Source organism: Bacillota bacterium, from assembly GCA_030705925.1.
Classification (GTDB): domain Bacteria; phylum Bacillota; class Clostridia; order Oscillospirales; family Feifaniaceae; genus JAUZPM01.
The window spans coordinates 1-22,915 of record JAUZPM010000021.1; the positions used below are offsets into that span (position 1 = coordinate 1).

The window sequence follows — 22,915 nt, forward strand, 5'->3', positions numbered from 1 at the left end:
CTGGTCAAGTAGTAGGCAGAAACGGCATTTATGATCTGAATACCGGAACGCTGCTGCAAAAAGTAAATTTTACAAATTCAAAAGTAATCGAATTTGACAAGGACGGCAATCTGTATTTTTCAAAGGATAACTCATTCATACAATATAAGCCTACCGGGATCAAAATTACTGTCTCGAAACCGTGCATGAAGGTCGGTGAGAGCCAAGGGCTGACTGTAACTGCCACTTATTCAGACGGAACTGAAATCGATGTAACGGCAAGCAGTAAATTGACATCTTCGAATCAAAGCGTCGCGTCAGTCGCCACCGGCGGAAAATTAAATGCCCTTTCGGGTGGCACTTCCGTGATTACTGCCTCGTTTGCTGACCTGACTGCCACATGCAATATCGACGTTGGGGCCTATGTTAACCTAATCAGCGTTAGCGGATATGATATAGGCTTTTCGACAGACAAAACAGAATATAGTGTTGTTGTCCCCGATTCTACGACAGTGCCGCCGAGCGTAACATATACCGCCGAGCAGGGCATGAATGTCAAAGTCACGCCGGCAAGCGCGGTTCCCGGAACAACCACCGTTACTGTCAGCGATTCTGAGGGGCTGCGCACGAAAACATATCACATCAATTTCGTTTCCAAGTCTGATGATATTGCAGATAAAATGCCCTATCAAATCGTTGTAGACGGAGGCAAACCTGCCAACGGAACATATAATCTTAATATCAATATAAAGGACAATCCGAACTATTCCGGTCCAGCTTACGCAAAGTTCACCTTGATCGTTCAGAGATTCAACAAATACCTTGAGCTGGAGCAAGTGGATTGTTATAGTTCCAACCAGGTGAGTTATCCGTTAAGCGACGATGAATTAGTTGACATCATGGTTGTAGACTGCTTTCAAAAACCAAATTATGTGTCTGTCCCACTGGCTTTGCCGATCACCTTCGGGCTTGAGCAATGAAAGAAGTGTTTAAAATGAAAAAATATATCGCTTATATTATCAGTCTTTTCATTATTATCAGTGCGATCCCTGTATCTGCGGCTTCCGCCTATTCTGTAGTTTTGGATAAAACGGTATATACACAGGGCGAATGTATCCATATGACGGTCACGGCGCCGGATTCGTATTTTTACAGCATACTGATCGTAAGAAATGAAACCACCATGATGACCGAAGAAGTAAACAATCCTGATGGGGATACGAAGGATCTCTATATGGTGATTCCGTTCGACTGGTCAGACGGAACCGATTATAAGGTGCGCGTTGGAAGCGGCACTAACTTTGCGACCGCTGATTTTACGGTCGACAGCACGAAAGATAATGCGCAGTATACGGTTTCACTTGATAAGACAAGCGTTAAAACTGGAGATACTTTTACTATGAGCGGCACAACTACTATGCAGAACGGACTGGTACAATACAATGTCTTTAAACAAGGCGAAACGGACCCAACTTTAACAGGAAAGACCTTTGTGGTAAATGGAAAATTCATTCAAATGTTTATATTGGGCGATGGATTGTCCGGAACCTATTTTATAAAGGTTGGCAAGAACAATAACTATTCAAATAATGTAAGTTTTACGGTCAGCGGCACTAGCGGCGGTGGTTCAGGCGGCGGCAGTTCGGGTGGAGGCAGCTCCGGCGGCGGCGGTTCTGGTGGTGGCGGTTCGGGCGGCGGTAGCTCCGGCGGTGGCGGCTCGGGCGGCGGCGGTTCGGGCGGCGGCGGTTCGGGCGGTGGCAGTTCAGGTGGTGGCAGTTCAGGCGGCGGCGGTTCCGGTGGCGGTGACATCAGTACAGGTGTCGGCGGCACAAAGCTGCCCCATCAATATGGCGATCCTGTATGCGGGAAAAAGATGACTTCTGTTCCGTGCTCTCCGAAAAGCGGTCAGAACCCAGACCTGCTCGTTGCCGGCATAATCAATGACGATGGCACGGTCAAATACCTTCCCAGCAGTAATTTCAAAGACGGAAACGTCAAGTGGAGCGGTGAAGTCGACGGCAATGTAGCAGTGTTCTATAACGACACGAGTTTCACCGATACAACAGGCAAATGGTATGACGGCGCCGCAAAATACATGGCGGCGAGAGGCGTTGTAAACGGCGTTGGAGACAGTCAGTTCGCGCCGGAAAACAAAATCGACCGCGCGGACATCACACTGATGCTCGTAAGGGCTTTTGCGGGCGACAAAAAGGGCAGCGATAATTTCAGCGACGTTGATGCGGGCGCCTATTATGCCAGCGCTGTTTCAACAGCGAAAGAGCTTGGCATAGCGACGGGTTCAGACGGACAATTCGACCCGGCCGCAGACGTTACACGTCAGGATATGTTCGTGCTTTTTGCGAGAACGCTCGATGCGTTCGGTCTGCTTGATAAAACAGCCGACACCTCGAAAGTAACATTCAGCGATATAGACGGCGCGGCGGATTACGCAAAACAGGATATACTGCTTTTGGCGGCAAACGGCTATATCAACGGCACTGACGGGACGATAAATCCAACCGGCACTGCAACAAGAGCCGAGACTGCTCAGATGCTTACAAACTTCTTTAAAAACAGTAAATAGGTTTAAAGGTCAGAGTTTCGGCTCTGACCTTTTTTAATGTTTATAAAAGGTGATAAAACGGGACACATAATGTCATGATTGCCTGGTCAGCTTGTTTTTACTAAAAAACTTACAAAAACTGAAAAATTCCTTTTATTGCGGCAGACTGATGTATTATAATAAAAGACAGACTATTAAGACACAAGGGGCAGGGTGAATGAAAAAACGTACAAGGCGGTCGGTGCGCACGAGGCGTATAGGCTGTCTGCTTATCATAATATTGATACTTATATTTGCGGCATTAGGGATACATAAGGTCTGGGGCATGGCTGTTCAGACATTTAAGCAAGTTCCCGCCGAGGCTGAGCAGGCAAAGCCGAAAATCATAACGCTCGGCGATGAGATAAACAGCAAAAACGCCGTTCTGATAGATCTTCAAAACGGAACGCCCATCTGCGAAAAGGCGAGCGGCGACAGGGCTTATCCTGCGTCTCTCACAAAGATAATGACGACGATTCTGGCAATCGAAAAGACGCCAGACTTGCAAAAACAGATACTTGTTCCGGCGAATATATTTAAAGAAATAAACAGTAAAAACGCCTCTGTGGCGGGATTCTTGCCAGGCGAAAAGGTCAAGGCGATTGACCTTTTGTATGGAACGATGCTGCCCTCCGGCGCCGACGCGGCGAAAAGCCTTGCGGTAAGCGTTGCCGGCTCAAGTGAGGCTTTTGTGGCGCTTATGAACCAAAAAGCGGCGGAGCTTGGGATGAAAAACACGCATTTCACAAATGAGATAGGGCTTCAAGACCCTGAGCATTACACCACAGCCGAGGATATGGCGATGCTTTTGAAGTATGCGCTAAAAAACGATACGTTCAGGAAAATATTCACCTCGACGAAATACTCGGCGTCGCCAACGAACAAGCATAAAGGCGGCGTCACCTTCTACAGTACGGTGTTCCACAGCATGAAAGACCCCGATTTCACCGGCGGCGCTATCATAGGCGGCAAAACCGGGTATACCGAGGCGGCGGGGCTTTGCCTTGCGAGCCTCGCCGAAAAGAACGGCCACGATTATATCCTCGTTACGGCAGGCGCGAACGGGAACCACGAGACCGAGCAGTTCGACTTTGACGACGCTTTTTACATATATAATAAATACTTGCCATAAATAATGACGGAATGAGGGGACGACATGCCGTTATGGTTCGTTCATCTGAGGGTCGCTGACGGACTCTTGGATCATATAAAAAATACTGACGCTGAAAGCTTTATTGTCGGGAACATTGCCCCCGATTGCGGCACCCCCTGCGGCGGCGGGCGGTATGAACCGCCGAAATACATAACGCACTGGCAAGAGCCGCAGACGAGGAAAAGCCGTATGGACGAATTTTTCACAAAATATCTCGCTGGAAATAATGTCTGCGCGGACACATCGTTTTATTTAGGGTATTATGTTCATCTTTACACCGATGAACTTTGGAAGGCGCTCGTCTATTATCCGGTCAGGGACAAAAATATAGATAGTTTTGGCAGCTTGCAGGAGCTAAACCAAAAAATCAGGGAAGACTGGGTAGACACCGAATTTCTCCAGCTTAAAGACGACCCGAATTTAAGGGCATTTTCGATATTCAAAGGGATAACGTCATTTAAAAACCGCTTTTTCTCATATTACCCCGAAAACGCTTTTGAACGCAGAATTGAGGATATGAAGGCTTTTTACAGCCGCAAGAGAGAGCCCGTGGAGAGGGAACATCCATATTTCGATAAAAATATGGCGGACGATTTTGTGAAGACCGCCGGGGAAAAGATAAAAAACGATCTGAAATCAAGGAAGATCATTTATTGATATTTGTTTATTTTCGCCGCCGTGTTATAATATCGTATACACTGTTACCGGAGGATGGTTTATTGTTTATATATATAGACGAATCGGGCAGTATGGCGTCCGAAATCAACAATATAAATGAAAGATATTTCGTTATTTCCTTACTGCTTGTAAACGACCCCGAGACGCTGAGGAAGGTTTACATAAGGTATGTAAAAAAGAATATGTTCACGCTGAAAAACACCGATCGGGAGAATAAGATGTTTTTGGGGGACAAGTTCCTTGAGCTCAAGGGTCATTCATTCACGCCAGAAATGAAGAAAGACTTTATAGATTTCTTTTGCAGGAACGGGCATTTCAAGCTTTTTCCTATTATCATCGACGGCGCAAAGGTCGGGCATAACTTTTACAAAGACAAGGCAAGGGCTTTCAATTTCGCACTGTCGCAGGCGTTGGCGGCTCTGCATGACATGAAGGTGTTGACAGACAGGACGTGGTATCTCAATATCGACGAACGGAACGTGAAATCGGTTTTGAAGTATGAACTTGAAGAATTTCTGATGACAGGGCTTTCGACAAGCAGGGACATCGCTGACGACATCTCTGTCACATACTTCGATTCCAAAAACAACAAGCTAATCCAGATAGCCGACGTGTTCTCAAACATATTTTACTCGAACATCATAACCGGCGGCCACTACAGCGAAGAGATCCGGCATATGCAGGCGGGCGGGTATATCGTCGGGTTTTTTCATCTGCCCCTTTGAAGATGTTAGGCTAAACTAACAATTTATGCGCTCGTTTAAGCAGATATTTTGATGGTTTCGTAGATATTTAGAAATCTTCTTCAATTGAATTGTTTTTTAGCTTTACGGGTATTATAATATATGTAGAAACAGAGAAATGTACGGAAACGTATAATTTTTTTGCAGAGAATGTTAGACTTAACTAACAAATATACTAAAATTGGATAATGAATCATTAGAAAAGCTTGGAGGAAGAGTATGATGTCCTTAATATTCTGGAGGCCGCGAAATGCAGGCAGGAATATTCCGGAGAGTAAGACGCAAAACCAAAAAAGCAATTCGAAAGACGCAAAAATAAACATTTCACAGCTAAGCAACGGAGAGTCAGCGGAAGTGGTCGAGCTTTACCACAACAACAAGATAATAAGAAAGCTTGAGGCGATGGGCATAGTCCCCGGGGTGGTCATCACCAAAAAAAGTTCCATCTTTGCAAAAGGCCCCGTTATCGTTGAAAAGGGTTCCGTGCAGTTTGCGGTCGGATATGACACGGCGCAGAAAATCATTGTGAGGCCCCTCGATTTGGGAGGCTATCAATGAAGAAAATCGTTCTTATCGGAAACCCAAACGTCGGAAAGAGCCTGCTGTTTTCACGCATAACCCGGATAGGGATGCTTACCGCTAACTATTCGGGAACAACGGTTGAGACAGAGTCGGGAAACTTTGATTATAACGAGAGAAAATATGAGATAATCGACGGGCCGGGGATATATTCGCTTGAGAACTTTTCAAAAACAGATCAGATCGCCCTCCAGCTTATCGACGAGGGAGATATAATAATAAATGTACTGGATTCGACGAATCTTGAGCGCAACTTAAGCCTCACGCTTCAGCTCATCAAAAAGCGCAAACCGATGATCGTTTGCCTCAACTTCTGGGAGGATACGATACATAAGGGCATCACGATAGACGCGGCAAAGCTTTCAAAGCTTCTTGACGTTCCGGTCGTCACCGTCAGCGCCCTGCGCAGTGAGGGCATATCCGAGCTTATCGCCGCAATAGAAAGGGCGAAAGTCAGCGGCGTCGAGGTTGAGCCGGACAAACTTTGGAATTATATCGGAGACATCGTTAGCTCGGTTCAGCAGCTTCATCACCGGCACCATACGCTGCTTGAACGCATAAGCGATTTTACCCTGCATCCGGTCGGCGGCATAACGACCGCCGTCGTCATCCTGTTCACGACGCTTGTGATCGTGAGGTTCATGGGCGAAAGCATAATAAATTATCTGTTTGACCCGTTTTACACAAAAATATACGACCCCTTCATCCAGGGCATCGTCGGAAAGATACCATACGGCGTGATACGAGAGCTTCTTGTCGGCACGTCGGCAGACCCGCTTCAGTCCTTCGGGATACTTACAAGCGGCGTCTATATCGCTCTTGTGCAGGTTTTCCCTTATTTCTTTTCCTTCTATTTCATTTTCGGATTTTTAGAGGATTTCGGATACCTTCCGCGCCTTGCCGTTGTGCTGGATCGGTTTTTCCACAAGCTCGGGCTGCACGGTTATTCCTCTATCCCAGTTATGCTGGGGCTTGGCTGTAAAGTGCCGGCATTCATGGCGACAAGGGGGCTTACCAACCGCCGTGAGAAGCTTCTCACCATAACGCTTATTTTTATGAGCGTGCCCTGCCTGTCGCAAAGCGCAATGATCGTTTCGCTTGGTATGCGCTATGGCGTTTTGACTGTCGCCGCTATCTACGGCATACTGATAGCCCTTGCGCTTTTGATGAACTTTGCAATGAACAAGCTGTATAAAAAGGGCGACTCGCCGGAGTTTTTCACCGAGTTTCCCGCCGTGAGAATCCCGTCGGCTAGCCTGCTTGCAAAAAAGCTTTGGATCAGGATAGCGGAATATTTTAAAGAGGTCCTGCCGATGATCGCTATCGGCGTGCTTTTAATGAATATCCTGAATGCCATCCACGTCCTGAGCTTCCTTACCGATCTGATAAGGTATCCTGTACAAGTGCTGATGGGGCTTCCGCCTGAGATCGCGCCGGTCATGTTCATGAACTTTTTAAGGAAAGACGCCTCGGTTGCGCTTCTTGTGCCGCTTAACCTTAACGCATATCAGTTCATCATCGCCTGCATATTCCTTGTGCTGTCAATGCCCTGCATCGCTTCGCTTTTCACGCTGATTCGTGAGCTTGGGGCAAAAACAGCCTTGAAAATAATGGGGCTGATATTTTCCGTCACCGTTGTGGTTTCGTCACTGCTGCATTTTGTATTTTCGGCGCTGAATCTGTCATGATTTGAATAACGGGGAAGGCGGGCGAATAACATAATAGTACAGCATCAACAGTAAGTCCTTAAACTGTGCCATGTTCGAGGTAAGTGCTATTTGATAGCATCACGTTAAGGCGATTGGTGCTGAAAAAATTTTTAAGCAGCTATTGACTGTTAGTTTTGTCGGGTATATAATTTAGGTAAAGTTAACAGTAAGTCCTGAATACATGCCGTTTTCTAGGTAAGTGATATGTGTTGTCACCATGCTCAGGCAATTACTTGCTATTAAAGGCCATCCGCTTGGAAGGTCTTTTTTATTTTGCTTTTTACAGCGATAAAGGCATTGAAATGAAGATTATAATAATATACAATAATTTTAATCTGATTTTAATCTTCTATAAATAGCTGTTAAAGCCTTTGCTGATAGAATAAGGGCATGAAAGAAAAACAAGGAGGAATTAGCAATGGCAACATTAGAACAAGTTGAAAAACTTCGTGAAAAAGCAAACGTAACATATGATGAGGCGAAAGAGGCACTTGACTCAGCAAACGGCGATATGCTCGACGCACTCATATATCTTGAGAAGAAGGGCAAAGTAAGCGAGCCTGACGGCGGCGGATATTACAGCAGTGAACAGAAGGCGCCGATCATCGAGGTCAAAGCCAGTGGCGATGAAAAAGACTGCGGCGGCGAGAGCTTTGGCGATCTTATGGGGCGTTTTGGTCGCTTCTGCCTGAAGATACTGCACAAGGGCATGACAAATTCATTCGTTGTTACGAAAAACGGCGAGAGAAAAGCCTCGGTGCCGGTGATCGTTCCGGTGATAATGCTTCTGTTCATGTTCTGGCTCACTATTCCGCTTTTGATCGTGGGACTCTTCTTTGGTCTGCGCTATCGTTTCGTAGGACCTGACCTTGAAAAGGAGTCGGTCAACGGCGCAATGGACGCTGTGGCAAACACCGCAGACAAAATCAAAAAATCTATAACTGAAAATAAATAATAAACGGTGATATTATGGGTGCGAAGATTCTTATAGTTGAAGACGAGGAAAAGCTTGCCCGCTTCGTTGAGATGGAGCTGTCTTACGAGGGGTACAGCGTTACAAAAACGGCGGACGGCAGGGAAGGGCTGACGCTTGCGGAAAGCGGAGAGTTCGATCTTATTCTGCTTGACATCATGCTTCCGGGGCTTAACGGCATCGAGGTTTTGCGCAGGCTTCGCCGCAGCTCTAACGTTCCTGTTATTATGCTGACAGCCCGCGACTCCGTCATGGATAAGGTCGCCGGGCTTGACCACGGGGCGGACGACTATGTCACCAAGCCTTTCGCGATTGAAGAGCTGCTTGCAAGAATCCGCACCGCCCTCAGAAAAAAGACCGTCACGCAGGGGGAGAACATCCTCACCGCGGGCGGCCTTGCGCTTGACGACGACCGCCGCACCGTTACGATGGACGGCAAAGAGGTCGACCTTACAAAGCGTGAATTTGACCTGTTGTATTACCTTCTTAAAAACAAGAACATTGTTGTCACACGCGAGGAACTGATGGATAACGTGTGGGGCTTTGACTTTGACGGTGAGACCAATGCCGTCGACGTGTACATACGATTTCTTCGCTCGAAGATTGACGACACGTTCGGCTGCAAGCTGATAACCACCGTCCGCGGAGTGGGGTATGTGATTAAAGATGGCGGACAATAAGAATGTCAAGGTGCGCTCTTCCATAGTATATAAGCTGAACACAAGGCTCTTTTTCCGCCTGTTCTCACTCTTTTTGACGATGGACTTAATCCTTTGTGCAGGCGGGTTTTTATCCTTCATGGTCTATTCCGAGCGGACTGTCAGCAGTACAGCCGAGGTCGTCAAAGGGTCGGGACTGCCGGACGTAAGTTCCACAGTCTGGTTTGAGACGACTGGGACAACAGTGTCCCAGCTTGCGGTTGCACATGACGGGTTAAAGATTCCAAAGCTGCTTCGCTGGGTATTCCCGAAAAACACCGCTGAAGGTGTGAGGGGATTTCAAGAAACACAGACAGGCAGGGGCTTTTTCAGAAACCTAAACTCGCTTCGATATAATGTCGATTTGAATTATTACAGCGTTCCGTACCGGGTTTCGGTCGATCTCGGGCGGTTTGCAACGACGATAAAATACGTCCTGCTGATACTGCTCATTTGGCAGATACTGATGCTTTTCTCAAGCATTTTATGGGGCGCCAAGATGCTGCGCTCGACACTGCGCCCCATCACACAACTGACCCATGCGGCGCAAAGCCTCAACACAGCAAACCGCAGCTATACCCCCGAAGAGATGCAAAAGCTTGCCGGCCGCCTCGACGGCATCGACGCCGAAAAGCTCGACACCCGCATACCGGTAGACGGCGTGCAGGAGGAGTTCCGTGGCCTTGCGATGGCGATAAATGGTATGTTGGACAGGATAAACGAGTCATACCGCGCTCAGGTTCGGTTCGTGTCCGATGCGTCGCATGAGCTGCGCACGCCTATTTCCGTGATTCAGGGGTATGCGAACCTGCTCGATCGCTGGGGCAAAAACGACGAAAAGGCGCTTCAAGAGTCGATAGACGCGATTAAGGATGAGTCGTCGAATATGAAAAACCTTGTCGAACAGCTGTTGTTCCTCGCCCGCGGTGATAACAACACAATGACGCTCAGTATCGTTCAAATAGACCTTGCCGCTCTTCTCACAGATATCACCCGTGAAACGAAGATGATAGACGGCGGTCACGATTTTGACTGTAAGGTCAGCCCCGTTTCGGTCATGGCGGACGAGGGGCTTATCAAACAGGCGATGAGGATTTTGATCGACAACGCAATGAAATATACGCCGGCGAGCGGACACATCTCCGTCGCCGTCTCTGAAAAAGAGGGGCAGGCAGTGCTGTCCGTCACCGACGACGGCATAGGCATTCCGCCCGACGCGGTGCCTCATATATTCGACAGGTTCTACCGTGCCGACGAGTCACGCGCCCGCGCCACAGGCGGCACAGGCCTTGGGCTTTCGATCGCCCAGTGGATTGCCGAGCGGCATGGCGGGCACATGGAGGTGCTCAGCCGAGAGGAGATCGGCACGAAGATAAGCATAGTTCTTCCCGCAACGCAGAAAAGTTTGGCGAAATAAAAATAGTATGGGGATGTCTCGCCGAAAGACATCCCCTTTTTGCAAAATTTTGAAATTTTGTTGAATTCTCAAAATAATAATATATAATAATATTAGAAAATGAATTATATTAATGGAGGTGCGGCTATGGAAAATAAAAGTTATAAACCGCTCGATATGAGTAAAGTTAATAAGAAAAATTCTATAGTTGCATCGTCAAAAAAGGCACTTAGTGACGTTAAACCGCTTGATTTAAGCCATGATGTCCGCTTGGGTAAAAACAAAATAATAGTAAAGTAACAGACAATCTGAGGGCATCAAGATGTGTAAAACGGGAGACATTATCGTAGTAAACAATTTTAAACATAACGGAGTGGATCTGTCGAGACATTCGTTTGTAGTTTTAAGTGATGTTTCTGAAAGTATTCAAGGGTTAGACTACGACATTGTCTGTAACGTTATGTCGTCTTTCAAAAATGAAGAGCAAAAGAGAAAAAAACTAAGTTATCCCGGCAATTTTCCTATTACATATAATCAAGAAGATATGACGGATGGCAATAGAAAATCGGGATTTATAAAAGCAGAACAGTTTTATTATTTTAATAAAGAAAAAACAGATTTTACGGTTATAGGCAGATTAACTGAGGAAACATTTGATTTGCTGATTAAGTTTATCGAAGAATTACAGATCGACGTTGTCAATATAGTTGATAATTTATAAGTTATCGGGGATGCCTCAGACTGAGACATCTCCGATTTTTATTATCTGGCACCGTGCAGGTTTATGCTTCATTATCCGATAGAATCGAGCCTTTTTAACAGCATACTGAATTTTTCAAGCTGGGCATCGTCAGCCTCAGCTTCTGAATTATAGAAAGTGACATTGCCCGAGCCTTCATTAAGTTGTCCGACTTTTTTTAAGGTACGTTTCAGATTTTTTGCGGTTCCGGTGTTCCCGTCGATTATCCCGACGCTGGACGGAAATATTTTTCGAAACATATCCTTAAAGTAGGAAAAATGGGTGCATCCTAAAACGACCGTTTCAAAGCTTTTCAAATCGAATTTTGAGAGCTGTTCTTTAAGATAGGGAAACACTGTTTCCTCGTTAAACTCAAGCCTCTCGGCAAATTCCACCAGTCCCGGAAGGGGCAACAGGTCGACGACATGGTCGCTGTCAAGTCTTGCAATAAGGTTTTTGAGCTTTTCCTCCTTCAGCGTCAAAGCTGTGGCAGTAACCAGCACCCGTTTATTTACGTCGCTGTTTTTCTCAATAGCCGGTTTTACAGCAGGCTCCATACCGATTATCGGGATGCTGTATTTTGCCCGTAAATCTTTTATCGCCACGCTTGTGGCGGTGTTGCAGGCAATGACTATCGCCTTGACTTCCTGCCTAGCGATAAACTCCACGGCGCTGAAAATATACTTTTTGACTTCATCCTTCGGCTTTGTGCCATACGGGACATTTAATGTATCGGCGTAATATATATAATTTTCTTTTGGCAGTATTTTAAGTGTGTCATGCAATACTGTTATGCCGCCAATGCCAGAATCAAAAAAACCTATCCGCATTATATTTCTCCAAAACAAAAATCTTTACAATTTAAATATTATATACCATGTTTTGCGGTAAATCAATTTTTGAAGCTAAATCAAAAGGACGCCTTATTTAGACGTCCCCGCAAAGTTTATACCTTATACCTGTTAACGGCTTTCCAAGGGTAAGCACCATCGTTGCACTATCGAAAGAAAATCCCTGCCGCTCGTAAAACCTTATCGCACGTGTGTTTTTCTCAAACACCCAGAGGGTTATATCGTTATAGTTCAATTCACGCAGTCTGCTTATCGCAAACTGCATGAGCCTTGTGCCAAAGCCTTTGTCCCAGTATTCGGAGAGAAGATACAAAGCGTCGATTTCACCTGTGCCGGGCTTTACATCTTTGTCACGAGACGTCCCTAAAATGAGAAATCCGGCAGGCTTGTCATCGATGTAAAGAACATAATATTCCTCCGGCTTTTCGGGCATATTTTTCTTAAAGACCGCCGCCCTGTTTTCGGGAGTGTATTCTTTAAGAACCTCATCGGGAACTATCCCTGTATAGGCGGCCTGCCATGCTTTTGCCTGAAGATAGCCGAGATCGCCCGCCATGCTTATATCTGCTTTTCTGATGTCTGACATAATGGCTCCTTACTTGGTATTGTTCGGACAACCAGGTCACAGCTTATCAAACTCTGTTCCGATCTTTAAAGAAGTTGCAAGATAATCGTCATTGTTTATAAACCCGTCTTTGTCCATTAAACCGCTGAAGTCATATGAATTTACATATCTCAGCCCGATCGCGTGGAACAGCCTTTTATAGAACTCATTCAGCAGATCTGTCTCTTTTTTTGCGTCTTTTTGATTAAAAACGGTGAGCGTTATCACTTTTTTGCCTCTTATCAGCGCTTTGTTGTCCTCATGATAATAGAAAAACAGCCTGTCGATAAACGTCTTCATGAGGCCAGTAACGCTGCACCAGTAGAGCGGGGAGGCAAACAGCAGAAGATCGGCCTTTTCGATCTTCCGGCGGATCTTATCCATGTCGTCATGGATAGGGCATACGTGATTTTTTCGGCAGTTGTAACATCCGGCGCAATTACCGATTTTCAATTCCCGAAGGTTGATGACTTCCTGAGTGCTGGCACTGTTTTCGGCGCCTTTCAGGATATGTTTTATAAGTCTGTCGGTATTTCCGTTAATTCGTAAACTGCCGTTAATAATAATTACACTTTCAGACATATTTTTACCTTTACATAACGTTAATTTAATCAAATTTTAATGTTTTATAAATAGCCGTTAAAGTCTGTTTTGCTAGAATATAGTCACAGAAGAAAAATAATACGGAGGAGATAAAAATGACTAATTTAGAACAGGCGGAAAAACTGCGTGAAAAGGTGAACGTGACCTATGATGAGGCTAAGGCGGCATTAGAGGCGACAGGCGGCGACCTTCTCGAGGCGCTGATCTATCTTGAGAGAAACGGAAAGGTTAGAAAACCGGTTGCCGTTGCAAAAACAGAGAACACGGGTTATTACAGCACTGCGGGCGGCGCAAACAGTGCAAACAGTGCAAACAGTGCAAACGGCGCAAGCGGCGCAAACAGTGCAAACGGAGCGAATAACTGTGGTCAGGCTTCCGGCACGACCTTCGCGGATCTTGTTAAAAGCTTTGCATTTTACTGCAAAAAGATTATCAAGCTTTGTCTAAAAAGCAATTTCGTCGTCTTCAAGGGGGATAGAAAGAGAGCGGAGTTCCCGACCATCCTGCTGATACTGTTTTCAGTGTTCGCTTTCTGGATCACTATCCCGGTAATGCTTCTCGGCGTCCTCTGCGGGTTTTCCTATCGCTTTATATGATCAGTTGTGCTGTTTCCTGACGAAATGAAAAGTGGAGAGTATCCCGATCGGAATGAAGTACAGGCACCAGAGCAAAAGGGCTATCCTTCCGATCCTGTCTCCGTTTTTCATATTCATGCTGAAAATATTCAGCATGGGGCTGAGAACGCAGGGGAAAACAAAAATGCCGTGTATCATGAGCAGTGCTTTGAGCCACTGGTCCGCGGCGCATTTGATATGCAGTGAAAAAGCGATCAGAAACGTTGAGACTGCCATCATCCCATACCCTAAAAGGTCAAGATTGAACATAGGGCTTCCAAGTGTCGTGTAAGACAAAAATTTTAGAATTTCAGGCGACGCGGTTCCATTTGCGACTGTCGTGAGCTGAATGAAATAGACAAGAGTTACAAAAACGCCGTAGATACATGAGAACGCGATGCCGCCGTATGCGAGCGCCTTGTTTTCAAAGCAAACCTCTGACGCGAAACTGCATACAAGCAGGATAAACCCCCACGAAAGCAGTATGCAGACAAAATATGATAAATTTTGGTCGCTTAGCAATATGCCAAGCGCAAACAGTGCGGTTGCGGCTGTTACCGCGGAGGATGATACTATGCCGGTCAATTTGTTCATGTCGAGCCTCCAGGATGTATATATTTGGTAAATAGTTATAAAATAACCAAAACCAATTGTCAAAATTATAACATACGCCGCACAAACAAGTAAATTCTTTCAGTTAAAAAGACTGAAAGTTCATATAAAAAGAGGGAAACTTTTGCAGATATTCAACAAAGTTTCCCTTTAATGTTAATTTCAAGCATTTTACCGGTAATTATTTATGTCGTAATCATCGTTATATTTTTCGTCGTCAAAGTATTTGCTGAAGTCCTCACTGTCATCGTCAGTGTCTTTAAAATCCTCGAGATCGCCGACGTATTCCCCGTCCTGTTCATCCGCACGATCCGAAAGAATGCCTTCTGCAGTGTCGATTCCTAAGAGCTGTTCACTTAAATCAGTAATGTCGTCGCCGGTTGGATCAAACATCTTTCTAATCATACTTGCTCCTCTGATCGCGGCGGCTTTAAACCGCCGATGCCGCTTCTTTAGGCGAGCGGCGAACCGAATAAACTAAAAGCAAGATGTTTCAAAAATCATTGTATTTATTTCGTGAGAAAATTATTCAGACAAGGGACTTACCTGTTCGAATAACTTTTTGCGCATACAGCTTAATGTCTACGGGGGTCATCATATCGTATTTTTTTTACATCGGAAAAGTATTCGTCGATAAGGCATCTTGGTATTTACACTTGTCATATTAAACTATTTCAAGTGCGAAATTTGTCGTAAACCGCCGTAAGGTTAAAATCTTCTGCTTTTTGAGAAAGTTATTCCACTAAAATATATTAAAAGTTTTTAATAAAAAAAAGCGCCCAATGACGCTCTTTTTTAATTGTCGTTGTTCTTACGAGAATATCCTGTTTATAAGCGGTATCATGAAATCCTTGAAGCTGATGGCGAACGCGAGAAAAGTGAAAGCGAGGATTATTATCCCGTCTGTTTTGTCAGAACTCAGTTTTGAGATGCCGCCGACCAGGCAGAATAGCACTGCGAGCAGGTGAATGATGCCGGCAAGATACATATTTTTATGGATAAGCACGGGTATGCTTATGCCCGCCATGCGGATCGTCGTGTAAAGCGCAATTATTATAATAAAGAACATGAAAATGCATATTGCAAAATAGAAGATCGCATGTTCTTTGTCGCCTCTGTTATATTCGAAGTAGGCGTTTAGTGAGAAGAACAGCAGAAATAGTACTATATCGAGTATCAGAAAGAGGTGGCTCAGAGTGAAAAACGAGATGATGGATGAAACGAATATCGCGGCGGCGATGACGATTTCGGCTATGGATATCTTTGAGACATTCACGAAAAAGCACCTCTTTAATGAAAATACAGTGATTCACTTTCAGCTTACTATTTTAAATTAACTTTTCCGGGCGGCAACAGTGCGTTCGCTCCCTTTTGTATATGCATATGCGGGATGGGGGAGGCAGTTGTCACTGATATTGTTAATAAGCTTTTTTCTTCTTGCACTTTTGACATAATATGCTTTTTGCCATTACACTCAAGCGTAAGTCAAGAAATTTTTGCCCGGAAAAATCCAGTATAAAATTTTAAGGATACAGCGAAGTATCCCCATTATTTTTATGATATATCCATTCTATCCGCTTTTTTCCTGACGGTCAACAAAAAAACAAAATGAGTGTTAAAAATTTCCAATATCTAATAGAAACAGACAAAAACATGAGGATCTTACAGCGTAAGAGCTGGTTGCCGACCAGATTGGTGTCTTCAAATATGGTTTTGTGCAAAACACTTAAAATAGACATGTGGGCAAAGAACTTGCAAAACGGAATGTTGCGCCAAAGCTTGTCATATATTTTAATATCAATTTTTTGGGGGAAAATATATGACATATAATAAAAGCACAAACAGGCTTATTCTGATATTCATAAGCGCATTTATCGTGCTCACGCTGCTGCTCAACGCGGCGGGCTATCTTTTCGATTTCAAATACATAAGCGTCGTCAAAGCCGTTGCCGAAGTGGACAAATACGAGGTTCGCTCGAGGCTTTTGATGGATGCGATGGACTATGTCGGCGTCTGCAAGCCTGAGGATGCCGCGACCGTCTGGGCGACCGGACTGATGCATAGAAGCGCTGCGATGCAGTATTCCGTGATGGCAAAAAAGCTTCGTGACGAATATGCAAAACAGCTTGAAAAAAACAATCCAAACTGGGTAACCGGCGTGTCCAGCCCGTGGGTGGACAGCTTTAAGATCGTCGACATCAAAAACGAAGGCGGCGATTACCTTATCCGGCTTTTGATCAGCACAAAAACATCGGCAGGAAGCGCCGGAGATTATAATGCAATGCTGACAGTATCGAAAGAAGGCGATTTCTGGCGTATAACACGCCTTGCGATGGACAAAGAGCTGTCTGTTTACACCGGTTTTGGCGAAGCATAATGTAAAATTAAAATACTTTACAGTACATTGTTAATTTATTCATTTACTAATAAAATGCCTACGTTTTCAGATAATAAAAATAATTAATCATAAAAGGAGAATCAAAGTGGGCGAAAGTAATAAGAAAAAATCAACAAAAAATCATAAAAAAGAAGACGGAACATTCCATTCTAAACACATCAATCACGACCCCCAAGCTGAAAGCTCAAGGACAATGGTGACGAGTAAGGTCACCTCTGATGATAAATAATGGACTTATTTCCACTGACGGAAAAGCATTTGTATGAAGACGCAAACCCGTCGTTATTTTTTAAAAGCTTTGAAAATTTCACAGATTTTCCGTTTTCGATGCTGGAACGGCTTAAAGGAACCGAACAGTCACCGCTCCATCACCCGGAGGGCAGCGTCTGGAATCATACCATGCTTGTCATCGACGAGGCGGCAAAAAGAAAAGACAAAAGCAGTGAAAGCAGGGTATTCATGTGGGCAGCGCTGCTTCACGATATTGGAAAGCCGGACACGACGAGGATACGTAACGGCAGATATACCGCATATGAGCATGAGGTCGTAGGCGCAAGGCTTGCGAGAGAGTTTCTGCGACAGTATTATAATAATGATGACGACTTTATAAATAAAGTCTGCGCTATTATCCGCTGGCATATGCAGCTATTATTTGTTGTAAAGGGACTGCCATTTGCAGATGTCCCGGAGATGAAAAGAGAAGTCAATGTAAACGACATTGCCCTGATGGGGCTTTGCGACCGCCTTGGCAGGCTCGATCCCGACGAAAAGAAGGAAGAGGCGAACATCAAACAGTTTTTAAACCTTTGTGAAGAGGCAAAAGTATAAAATCAGGCGTAAATCAGGAGAGCCGTTCGTAAGAGCGCCTTTCCTGATTTTTTTATAAAAATAATTCAAAACAATTCCAATTAATGGCATATTGTAATATAATTATTGCATGTCATTACTTAAAAGGGGTGATTTTATGAAAGGCGCTATCCTTCAAAAGGGAGAGATATTTTACACCCGTCTGTCCAGAGTGTTTTCAGCAATCAATAATGCTCAGGAAAACTATAATTGGCTGATTTCTTATGCCGAATGTTATCCGGATTCTCTTGAAATGCAAAAACTTTTTGAAAATGCCTATTGCTGGATGAGCGGGGAAAGCTTGAGCAGCATGATTGAAAAAGAAGATTTTCAGTGGATCTGGGGTGCGTTGTCCGGATTTAAAAAAGATATTCCTCTAAGCGAAATACTGGATAACGACCTGCCCGATCCTGAATATGACGGGTATTGGGCAAATCCGGTTTCGACACAGCATCCGCTTGCAAGCATCGAAATCGTTCCGATGGACAGTAGCCTTGTAGTTGTTATAAGTGATAATGATAAGATCATTGAAAATTTCAGAATGGCAATGCCGCTAAGCGAAGATCTGGAAACATATAATAACAGCCTTCCACGTAATAGAGAGTAAAATCAGGCGATATGCCTGATTTTTTTGAATATATTTACAGGGGAGAATTATTTCCGGGGTGATAATATGCATAAAAGGGCGATATGTGGTATTTTAACAATGGCTGTCCTGTTGGGGCTGTCCGGATGCGTTAAAACCGAAAAGACGGATTCTTTGAAAAAAGACGATGCAAAGGGGCAGACTGTTGAGAAGATCACAAAGGGAACAGATGAGAAAAAAGAGTATCAACAGGAAGCAGACAGGCGAAATTTCCCCGAGAGAGGGGAAAACGACGAATACAAAGACAAGATATACTCGAGTGAAAAAGGCGAGGTCGGACAGTTTCCAGGGCACAGGGAACATGCGCAGGGAAATGTGAAAAAGGAGGAAGAGGCTTTGCCGGAGGGCGGCGGATGATTCTATTAATTAAAGAAACGGCGGTTATAGGCTGCCGTTTTTGTTATAAGCGCAAAGTGAGATATGATGGGGTCAAAAGAAATAACTATTCAATTTTTGTAGAATTAATCGCTTATTGACAATATTGAATATACAGATATACTATTAATAAAGAAAGGTTTTGGGGTGATAAAATGAAAAAAATTTACATATTCATTCTCAAGGTTTTGCTGATTTTCTCTGCTGCGGCCGGCATTGCGGCTGTGCTTTTATGGTTCGATCAAAACCCGGCACATTTTCACCTCTTTCATTGTGCAAGCAGGAAGTTTTTGAAATAAATCTGAATATATTATAAACGGCGGTCAGATACGGTATCCGGCTGCCGTTTTGTTATGCATGGGCAACCGCTTCGGAATAGGTAAATTCTCCTGCTTTTAGTGTTAACCACTTGTTGACAGCACTGAAACATGCTGGTATATTTATATCGTGAAGTTTTGTCGATTTTGGGGTGACGACCGTGAAAAAAGTATGCTCGGTTATTTTGGCTTCTTTTTTAATTATCCTTATGGCGGCGAGTGTTTCTGCGCAGGATAAAACGGTAGAAATACCTGAGCTTTATATGAGCATTCCTGTTCCAGACGACTGGTATGTCTTCAAAAAAGGCTTTGATCTGAACGACCCGGCATACTCGGATTTGAAGGTGGACCCAGCCGAACTGAAGAAAAAAATGAAACAGGATTTTTATGCTGTCTGCCTTTCAAAAGACAAGAAGACAGAGCTTGATGTCAGCATGAAGAAGGATAAGCATTTTTCCACAGTTGAATTCTTGCTTGACCAGGATGACTTTGTGAAGAGATTAAAAAAAGAAACCAAGAAAGCTGGGGGGCAGCTTCTCGACTATAATGAACATGTGTCGGGTGACATTACATACTCCGTAACAGATATTACTCTTCCCGAGTCGGGAAAAACCACATTCGTAAGGCAGTATATGACTGGAATAAACGGACAAAAGATAACCTTCACTTTCCATAGTAATCCCGGTAATATGGAGAATGAGATGATAGCCCAGTGCGATGGCATCGTTGACAGTGTCAGCTTTTCAAAGGCGGAAATAAACGAATATAAAAAGCCGATTAACTATACCGAGCTGTTGACAGTAGTTATATGTACAGTTTTAGTCGAACTGATTATCAAATTTCTTAGAAAACACCGCGAGAAAAAAGAGGAAGCCCAAATCCGCCCCGTTGACACGAAGATGTGGGACAGCGGAATGAAAGACCTTGACGGACTGCTTGCCGAAGGGGTGATCACCCGTAAGGAATATCGCGAAAGAGTTGAAGAATTAAGGGATAAAGTGCAGAAATGACTGCAAGGATTGGTTAAAGGGCGGGCAGCTTTGATTCGATAATAATAGCAGTTTTATTTTGGGAGGGGCTCAATTTGAAAAAACTTCTTTCCGCGTTAATTGCCATTATATTGATCTTCAGCACTCTGTCATGCGTGTACGCTGAGGGCAAAACGGTCAGTCTGCATGAGCTTTACATGAACGTAAGCGTTCCGGACGGGTGGAAGGCATTCACACGGGATTCCGCATTGAACGACCCGGATGCGGCGGCTTTATATAAAAGCGGTCAGTCTTTGAAGGACGACATGGTCAAAAACAAAATATATCTTATATGTCTGGATAATGACAGGCGCATTGAGCTTGATTTCACGATGCGTGAAAACAATACGGCGAACAGCACAAGAAAGCTTTTAAACAACCTTGAGGAAACGAAAAATAAATATCTGAACGCTTTGACGGGCGGCAGCACTTTGAGCGCAGCAGAACATTCAAATAAGCAGATGGATTACCTTGTTTTGGACTGCACGGTCAAAAACGGGGACGCGGCAGAGTATTTAAGGCAGTATATCACGATCGTGAATGGTCAGTATATAACCCTCTCTTTCCACAGCTATAAGGACAGTATCACCGATGAAATGAAAGCGGAGTTTGACGGTATTGTCGACAATATAAATTACACGCAGACGGTTTTTAAAAGCGCCTCGAAGCTGAAAAATACACTGACGGTGATAATCGCCGCCGTGCTTGTCGCAATCGTCGCTGTACGGTACCTTATGATGCGCAGAAAGAAGAGATACGATACTGACAGCATTTTTCCTCAGCCTGACTTTAAGGCTTTTGAGGTGAAGGATGAAACTGAGCTGGACACCGGCGATCTGGGTGGGGAAAGCCAAAAGGCCGGGTTTGTGAAAAAGAAAAAGCAGCTGGACGAACTGCTTGAAAAGGGCATACTTTCTCCGGACGAGTACAGGTCGAGGCTTCAGGACCTGAAGGATAGGTTTGTGTAGCAGATAGAGGAAAGACTTCAAAGCTTGTAAGCGCAGACAAGAATCAATAAATTATTTAAAGGAGTTAGAAAATGATAGATTTTCAGAACTCGGCATTATTTAAACTTACAGTTGTCGACAATAAAACAGGGTCAGACTTATGCTCGCCGATACTGGTCGACGGAGAGAAGATAATTGCCTCGTTTAAGGCGATCCGTGATATGGTCATCTTCACTGACAAACGGATCATTTCTGTAAACGTACAGGGTTTGACTGGGACAAAAAAAGACTTCACTACCTTGCCGTACAGCAAGGTACAGGCATTTTCAGTGGAAACTGCCGGCACGTTCGACCTCGATTGCGAGCTTGACCTGTTTTTCACCGGACTTGGAAAGGTGAGGTTTGAATTCAAAGGCAGTTTCGATATCAAGACGCTGAGCAGGCTTATAGGCAGTTATGTGCTGTAAGTATGTTAAGTAAATAAGCTTTACATCATCATATGGAGTGACTTACAATGCGCGAAAAAATAAAACCGATCTCTTTTATCAAATCTTTTTTAATTTTTGCCCTGTTTGGCGTGTGGTTCTATATCGTTATAAAACTGCTGGTGCCTTCGATAGCGGCTTCTACCGGGGCAACAGAGTACATAGTATGGATGTTCACAGGCTCGTTTGTGCTGTTTCTGCCGATGTTTGCTGTGACATGGTTCCTTCTTAAAAAAGAAGGCTGCAAGATGGATCTTCGCAGTATAACAGAGCGGTTGAATTTTAGGAAACTTACGAAAAAAGACATCCTGACGACGGTTGGCGGATTTATGATTTCCATTATCCTGTGCGGCGTCATCATCATTATCATGATGCTTACTGACCGAGCGCTTACAGTTGATTCGCTTTACAGCATTTCGCCGATCGAGGTATCGCCCCTTAAGGAAAGCCAGTTGTGGTTTGCGCTGTTTCTGCCTGTCTTTTTCTTTTTCAATTATGTGGGCGAGGAGACACTCTGGCGCGGCTGTATCCTGCCAAGACAGCTTGCCGCAGGCTATGGCAGTTATGCGGTTATAATGAATGCCCTCTTTCATTGCACTTATCATTTTGTTTTCGGGTGGAAGCCGCTTGTCATGATGTTCCCGATGATGGTTTTGATGCCACATTTGGCGGCAAAGACGAAAAATACATGGACTTCTGTCATAATACATTTTCTGATCGGGGCGCCGTCACAGATAATGATAATACTTGGGATAATAAATCACTGATAAATTAGAACGGAGTATTGATATGCAGAGACTTAGACCTTATAAAGACGCAGACGCGGAATATATAATAAAATGGATGGAAGATGAGTCTTCCTTTGTCAAATGGTGTGCCAACCATTTTCAGTATCCGCTAACTTTGGAAGAGCTGCATAATTACAAGGATTTTCACGATAAAGATGAAAAAAGCCTGCTGTTTACGGCAGTTGATGAAAACGGGGTGCCTATGGGACACATCCTGTTCGATAAAATTGATTACAGTGAGAACAGCGTGCATTTCGGGCATGTAATAGTTGACCCGAAGGTCAGGGGTAACGGCTTGGGCAAGGAGATGCTGAAGCTCGCATTACAGAATGCGTTTGATATCCTCGGATTTTCAAAGGCGACGCTGGCGGTCTTTGACAATAATGGCGCGGCGTTTAGCTGTTATAAAAAAATCGGGTTTAGAGAATATAAGTTTTTTAAAGAGGTCTTTCCTTTCCATGAGGAAAAATGGGGCTGTTATTATATGCAGATCATGCGGGGCGACTTTGACCCGGACAAATTTTGATGCTGTAGATATGCTTGACAGTGTGA

General features: G+C 44.4%; 31 protein-coding genes. 25 read left to right on the plus strand and 6 right to left on the minus strand.

Going from position 1 to position 22,915, the window contains the following annotated elements:
• From Q8865_04775 to Q8865_04830, 12 genes are all read left to right on the plus strand, one after another.
• Positions 1-959, plus strand: a 959-nt coding sequence (locus tag Q8865_04775) for an Ig-like domain-containing protein (protein MDP4152743.1), incomplete at its 5' end; no start/stop codon positions are given.
• A 14-nt stretch (positions 960-973) separates the two neighbouring features.
• Positions 974-2,563, plus strand: coding sequence for an S-layer homology domain-containing protein (locus Q8865_04780; GenBank protein ID MDP4152744.1), 1,590 nt, complete (start codon positions 974-976; stop codon positions 2,561-2,563).
• Between the two features lie 196 nt (positions 2,564-2,759).
• Positions 2,760-3,713: a D-alanyl-D-alanine carboxypeptidase gene (locus Q8865_04785; GenBank protein ID MDP4152745.1), complete on the plus strand. Its 954-nt coding sequence runs from the start codon at positions 2,760-2,762 to the stop codon at positions 3,711-3,713.
• A gap of 24 nt (positions 3,714-3,737) precedes the next feature.
• The gene (locus Q8865_04790; GenBank protein ID MDP4152746.1) at positions 3,738-4,391 is read left to right on the plus strand and encodes a hypothetical protein; all 654 of its coding nucleotides are present in this window, start codon (positions 3,738-3,740) and stop codon (positions 4,389-4,391) included.
• Positions 4,392-4,453: 62 nt separating this feature from the next.
• Entirely contained in the window at positions 4,454-5,137 is a 684-nt protein-coding gene (locus Q8865_04795; GenBank protein ID MDP4152747.1) for a DUF3800 domain-containing protein, read from the plus strand.
• Positions 5,138-5,374: 237 nt separating this feature from the next.
• Positions 5,375-5,713 (plus strand): FeoA family protein, encoded by a 339-nt coding sequence (locus Q8865_04800; protein MDP4152748.1) that lies wholly within the window; start codon positions 5,375-5,377, stop codon positions 5,711-5,713.
• Positions 5,710-7,422, plus strand: a complete 1,713-nt coding sequence (locus Q8865_04805) for a ferrous iron transporter B (protein MDP4152749.1) — start codon at positions 5,710-5,712, stop codon at positions 7,420-7,422. The genes Q8865_04800 and Q8865_04805 overlap by 4 nt, the downstream gene beginning before the upstream one ends.
• A gap of 439 nt (positions 7,423-7,861) precedes the next feature.
• A complete protein-coding gene (locus tag Q8865_04810) occupies positions 7,862-8,398 on the plus strand; it encodes a ubiquitin (GenBank protein MDP4152750.1) in 537 nt (178 codons plus the stop codon).
• A gap of 14 nt (positions 8,399-8,412) precedes the next feature.
• Positions 8,413-9,096 (plus strand): response regulator transcription factor, encoded by a 684-nt coding sequence (locus Q8865_04815; protein ID MDP4152751.1) that lies wholly within the window; start codon positions 8,413-8,415, stop codon positions 9,094-9,096.
• The gene (locus Q8865_04820) at positions 9,083-10,531 is read left to right on the plus strand and encodes an ATP-binding protein (GenBank protein MDP4152752.1); all 1,449 of its coding nucleotides are present in this window, start codon (positions 9,083-9,085) and stop codon (positions 10,529-10,531) included. The genes Q8865_04815 and Q8865_04820 overlap by 14 nt, the downstream gene beginning before the upstream one ends.
• Positions 10,532-10,657: 126 nt before the next feature.
• Positions 10,658-10,810, plus strand: coding sequence for a hypothetical protein (locus tag Q8865_04825; GenBank protein ID MDP4152753.1), 153 nt, complete (start codon positions 10,658-10,660; stop codon positions 10,808-10,810).
• A gap of 22 nt (positions 10,811-10,832) precedes the next feature.
• Complete coding sequence (locus tag Q8865_04830) at positions 10,833-11,231, plus strand: hypothetical protein (protein MDP4152754.1); 399 nt, start codon at positions 10,833-10,835, stop codon at positions 11,229-11,231.
• A 71-nt stretch (positions 11,232-11,302) separates the two neighbouring features.
• Here Q8865_04830 and murI read toward each other — a convergent pair whose 3' ends face one another.
• The 3 genes from murI to Q8865_04845 all read right to left on the minus strand — a co-directional run bounded on the left by murI (position 11,303) and on the right by Q8865_04845 (position 13,286).
• The gene (murI, locus tag Q8865_04835) at positions 11,303-12,079 is read right to left on the minus strand and encodes a glutamate racemase (GenBank protein MDP4152755.1); all 777 of its coding nucleotides are present in this window, start codon (positions 12,077-12,079) and stop codon (positions 11,303-11,305) included.
• 97 nt (positions 12,080-12,176) lie between these two features.
• Positions 12,177-12,686, minus strand: coding sequence for a GNAT family N-acetyltransferase (locus Q8865_04840; GenBank protein ID MDP4152756.1), 510 nt, complete (start codon positions 12,684-12,686; stop codon positions 12,177-12,179).
• A gap of 36 nt (positions 12,687-12,722) precedes the next feature.
• Positions 12,723-13,286: a flavodoxin family protein gene (locus Q8865_04845; protein ID MDP4152757.1), complete on the minus strand. Its 564-nt coding sequence runs from the start codon at positions 13,284-13,286 to the stop codon at positions 12,723-12,725.
• 116 nt (positions 13,287-13,402) lie between these two features.
• Here Q8865_04845 and Q8865_04850 point away from each other — a divergent pair, with 116 nt between their 5' ends.
• Positions 13,403-13,903 (plus strand): ubiquitin, encoded by a 501-nt coding sequence (locus tag Q8865_04850; GenBank protein ID MDP4152758.1) that lies wholly within the window; start codon positions 13,403-13,405, stop codon positions 13,901-13,903.
• Here Q8865_04850 and Q8865_04855 read toward each other — a convergent pair whose 3' ends face one another.
• From Q8865_04855 to Q8865_04865, 3 genes are all read right to left on the minus strand, one after another.
• Positions 13,904-14,515 carry a hypothetical protein gene (locus tag Q8865_04855; protein MDP4152759.1) on the minus strand — a complete coding sequence of 204 codons (612 nt, stop codon included), beginning with the start codon at positions 14,513-14,515 and terminating at the stop codon, positions 13,904-13,906.
• Positions 14,516-14,704: 189 nt separating this feature from the next.
• Positions 14,705-14,938 carry a hypothetical protein gene (locus Q8865_04860; protein MDP4152760.1) on the minus strand — a complete coding sequence of 78 codons (234 nt, stop codon included), beginning with the start codon at positions 14,936-14,938 and terminating at the stop codon, positions 14,705-14,707.
• Positions 14,939-15,344: 406 nt separating this feature from the next.
• A complete protein-coding gene (locus Q8865_04865) occupies positions 15,345-15,809 on the minus strand; it encodes a hypothetical protein (GenBank protein ID MDP4152761.1) in 465 nt (154 codons plus the stop codon).
• Between the two features lie 543 nt (positions 15,810-16,352).
• On the opposite strand from Q8865_04865, the gene Q8865_04870 reads away from it, so the two are divergent.
• From Q8865_04870 to Q8865_04925, 12 genes are all read left to right on the plus strand, one after another.
• Positions 16,353-16,910: a hypothetical protein gene (locus tag Q8865_04870; GenBank protein ID MDP4152762.1), complete on the plus strand. Its 558-nt coding sequence runs from the start codon at positions 16,353-16,355 to the stop codon at positions 16,908-16,910.
• A 106-nt stretch (positions 16,911-17,016) separates the two neighbouring features.
• Positions 17,017-17,160 carry a CPC_1213 family protein gene (locus tag Q8865_04875; protein ID MDP4152763.1) on the plus strand — a complete coding sequence of 48 codons (144 nt, stop codon included), beginning with the start codon at positions 17,017-17,019 and terminating at the stop codon, positions 17,158-17,160.
• On the plus strand, positions 17,160-17,759 hold the full coding sequence (locus Q8865_04880) for an HDIG domain-containing protein (protein MDP4152764.1): 600 nt from the start codon (positions 17,160-17,162) through the stop codon (positions 17,757-17,759). The genes Q8865_04875 and Q8865_04880 overlap by 1 nt, the downstream gene beginning before the upstream one ends.
• A 109-nt stretch (positions 17,760-17,868) precedes the next feature.
• On the plus strand, positions 17,869-18,384 hold the full coding sequence (locus Q8865_04885; protein MDP4152765.1) for a hypothetical protein: 516 nt from the start codon (positions 17,869-17,871) through the stop codon (positions 18,382-18,384).
• A gap of 66 nt (positions 18,385-18,450) precedes the next feature.
• On the plus strand, positions 18,451-18,780 hold the full coding sequence (locus Q8865_04890) for a hypothetical protein (protein MDP4152766.1): 330 nt from the start codon (positions 18,451-18,453) through the stop codon (positions 18,778-18,780).
• The gene (locus Q8865_04895) at positions 18,777-18,899 is read left to right on the plus strand and encodes a hypothetical protein (GenBank protein ID MDP4152767.1); all 123 of its coding nucleotides are present in this window, start codon (positions 18,777-18,779) and stop codon (positions 18,897-18,899) included. Before Q8865_04890 ends, Q8865_04895 begins: the two co-directional genes overlap by 4 nt.
• A 54-nt stretch (positions 18,900-18,953) precedes the next feature.
• Positions 18,954-19,097 carry a hypothetical protein gene (locus Q8865_04900; protein MDP4152768.1) on the plus strand — a complete coding sequence of 48 codons (144 nt, stop codon included), beginning with the start codon at positions 18,954-18,956 and terminating at the stop codon, positions 19,095-19,097.
• A 179-nt stretch (positions 19,098-19,276) separates the two neighbouring features.
• The gene (locus Q8865_04905; GenBank protein MDP4152769.1) at positions 19,277-20,125 is read left to right on the plus strand and encodes a hypothetical protein; all 849 of its coding nucleotides are present in this window, start codon (positions 19,277-19,279) and stop codon (positions 20,123-20,125) included.
• 74 nt (positions 20,126-20,199) lie between these two features.
• The gene (locus tag Q8865_04910; GenBank protein MDP4152770.1) at positions 20,200-21,111 is read left to right on the plus strand and encodes a hypothetical protein; all 912 of its coding nucleotides are present in this window, start codon (positions 20,200-20,202) and stop codon (positions 21,109-21,111) included.
• Positions 21,112-21,182: 71 nt separating this feature from the next.
• Positions 21,183-21,557, plus strand: coding sequence for a PH domain-containing protein (locus tag Q8865_04915; GenBank protein MDP4152771.1), 375 nt, complete (start codon positions 21,183-21,185; stop codon positions 21,555-21,557).
• Positions 21,558-21,604: 47 nt separating this feature from the next.
• Positions 21,605-22,342 (plus strand): CPBP family intramembrane metalloprotease, encoded by a 738-nt coding sequence (locus tag Q8865_04920; protein MDP4152772.1) that lies wholly within the window; start codon positions 21,605-21,607, stop codon positions 22,340-22,342.
• Between the two features lie 22 nt (positions 22,343-22,364).
• A complete protein-coding gene (locus Q8865_04925; GenBank protein ID MDP4152773.1) occupies positions 22,365-22,889 on the plus strand; it encodes a GNAT family protein in 525 nt (174 codons plus the stop codon).
• Positions 22,890-22,915: the final 26 nt, after the last annotated feature.

What these genes read in the sequence shown, in the direction of transcription:
- Q8865_04895 (MDP4152767.1), top strand. Translation starts at nt 18,777, where the DNA reads ATGATTCTATTAATTAAAGAAACGGCGGTTATAGGCTGCCGTTTTTGT.
- Q8865_04890 (MDP4152766.1), top strand. Translation starts at nt 18,451, where the DNA reads ATGCATAAAAGGGCGATATGTGGTATTTTAACAATGGCTGTCCTGTTG.
- Q8865_04870 (MDP4152762.1), top strand. Translation starts at nt 16,353, where the DNA reads ATGACATATAATAAAAGCACAAACAGGCTTATTCTGATATTCATAAGC.
- Q8865_04815 (MDP4152751.1), top strand. Translation starts at nt 8,413, where the DNA reads ATGGGTGCGAAGATTCTTATAGTTGAAGACGAGGAAAAGCTTGCCCGC.
- Q8865_04820 (MDP4152752.1), top strand. Translation starts at nt 9,083, where the DNA reads ATGGCGGACAATAAGAATGTCAAGGTGCGCTCTTCCATAGTATATAAG.
- Q8865_04915 (MDP4152771.1), top strand. Translation starts at nt 21,183, where the DNA reads ATGATAGATTTTCAGAACTCGGCATTATTTAAACTTACAGTTGTCGAC.
- Q8865_04925 (MDP4152773.1), top strand. Translation starts at nt 22,365, where the DNA reads ATGCAGAGACTTAGACCTTATAAAGACGCAGACGCGGAATATATAATA.
- Q8865_04860 (MDP4152760.1), bottom strand. Translation starts at nt 14,938, where the DNA reads ATGATTAGAAAGATGTTTGATCCAACCGGCGACGACATTACTGATTTA.
- Q8865_04900 (MDP4152768.1), top strand. Translation starts at nt 18,954, where the DNA reads ATGAAAAAAATTTACATATTCATTCTCAAGGTTTTGCTGATTTTCTCT.
- Q8865_04850 (MDP4152758.1), top strand. Translation starts at nt 13,403, where the DNA reads ATGACTAATTTAGAACAGGCGGAAAAACTGCGTGAAAAGGTGAACGTG.
- Q8865_04805 (MDP4152749.1), top strand. Translation starts at nt 5,710, where the DNA reads ATGAAGAAAATCGTTCTTATCGGAAACCCAAACGTCGGAAAGAGCCTG.
- Q8865_04920 (MDP4152772.1), top strand. Translation starts at nt 21,605, where the DNA reads ATGCGCGAAAAAATAAAACCGATCTCTTTTATCAAATCTTTTTTAATT.
- Q8865_04880 (MDP4152764.1), top strand. Translation starts at nt 17,160, where the DNA reads ATGGACTTATTTCCACTGACGGAAAAGCATTTGTATGAAGACGCAAAC.
- Q8865_04885 (MDP4152765.1), top strand. Translation starts at nt 17,869, where the DNA reads ATGTCATTACTTAAAAGGGGTGATTTTATGAAAGGCGCTATCCTTCAA.
- murI (MDP4152755.1), bottom strand. Translation starts at nt 12,079, where the DNA reads ATGCGGATAGGTTTTTTTGATTCTGGCATTGGCGGCATAACAGTATTG.
- Q8865_04800 (MDP4152748.1), top strand. Translation starts at nt 5,375, where the DNA reads ATGATGTCCTTAATATTCTGGAGGCCGCGAAATGCAGGCAGGAATATT.
- Q8865_04845 (MDP4152757.1), bottom strand. Translation starts at nt 13,286, where the DNA reads ATGTCTGAAAGTGTAATTATTATTAACGGCAGTTTACGAATTAACGGA.
- Q8865_04855 (MDP4152759.1), bottom strand. Translation starts at nt 14,515, where the DNA reads ATGAACAAATTGACCGGCATAGTATCATCCTCCGCGGTAACAGCCGCA.
- Q8865_04785 (MDP4152745.1), top strand. Translation starts at nt 2,760, where the DNA reads ATGAAAAAACGTACAAGGCGGTCGGTGCGCACGAGGCGTATAGGCTGT.
- Q8865_04840 (MDP4152756.1), bottom strand. Translation starts at nt 12,686, where the DNA reads ATGTCAGACATCAGAAAAGCAGATATAAGCATGGCGGGCGATCTCGGC.
- Q8865_04790 (MDP4152746.1), top strand. Translation starts at nt 3,738, where the DNA reads ATGCCGTTATGGTTCGTTCATCTGAGGGTCGCTGACGGACTCTTGGAT.
- Q8865_04825 (MDP4152753.1), top strand. Translation starts at nt 10,658, where the DNA reads ATGGAAAATAAAAGTTATAAACCGCTCGATATGAGTAAAGTTAATAAG.
- Q8865_04780 (MDP4152744.1), top strand. Translation starts at nt 974, where the DNA reads ATGAAAAAATATATCGCTTATATTATCAGTCTTTTCATTATTATCAGT.
- Q8865_04810 (MDP4152750.1), top strand. Translation starts at nt 7,862, where the DNA reads ATGGCAACATTAGAACAAGTTGAAAAACTTCGTGAAAAAGCAAACGTA.
- Q8865_04830 (MDP4152754.1), top strand. Translation starts at nt 10,833, where the DNA reads ATGTGTAAAACGGGAGACATTATCGTAGTAAACAATTTTAAACATAAC.